Below are 535 nucleotides of genomic sequence, written 5' to 3'. Positions count from 1 at the left end.
TGACCTGTCCTGAAAATTTCGTACCAATCAGATCTAGGGATAATGGCTCCTCAGCTCAGATGAGGAGTTGGCATGAAAAAAAGCCGGTACAGCGACGAACAGATTGTGCGGATACTGCGTGAAGCGGATCGGGACACGGTGCCTGAGGTGGCCAAGCGCCACGGCGTGAGCGAAGCGTCGATCTACGCTTGGCGCAAGCGCTTCGGTGAAATGGTCAGCGACGACGTCAAGCGCCTCAAAGCACTAGAGGCGGAGAACGCCCGACTGAAGAAACTGGTCGCCGACCAGGCACTCGATATCCAAGTCCTGAAGGAGATCGGCGCAAAAAAGTGGTGAGCGTGCAGGCTCGCTGTGAGCAAGCCCGGTTTGCGATGGCAAGGGGCTTGAGCCAACGGCGAGCGTGCACGCTGATGCAGGTCAGCCGTTCGAGCTTGGGTTACGAGCTCAAGATGCCGAGCAAGAACGCGCCAGTGATCGATGCGATGCGAGCGTTGTCGGGGCAATTCCCGCGTTTCGGCTCGCGTCGCATTCGAGT

The 535-nt window shown here is 58.3% G+C and carries 1 protein-coding gene; it reads left to right on the top strand.

Annotated elements, in window-relative coordinates:
* Positions 1 to 72 precede the first annotated feature (72 nt).
* On the top strand, positions 73 to 336 hold the full coding sequence (locus PMO31116_RS23555; RefSeq protein WP_063598734.1) for a transposase: 264 nt from the start codon (positions 73 to 75) through the stop codon (positions 334 to 336).
* Positions 337 to 535: the final 199 nt, after the last annotated feature.

This window comes from Pandoraea morbifera (assembly GCF_902459575.1).
Taxonomy (GTDB): domain Bacteria; phylum Pseudomonadota; class Gammaproteobacteria; order Burkholderiales; family Burkholderiaceae; genus Pandoraea; species Pandoraea morbifera.
This window is presented reverse-complemented; position numbering and strand designations above follow the sequence as displayed.

Excerpts from the sequence above, each read along its gene's own strand:
- PMO31116_RS23555 (WP_063598734.1), top strand. The coding sequence starts at position 73 with ATGAAAAAAAGCCGGTACAGCGACGAACAGATTGTGCGGATACTGCGT.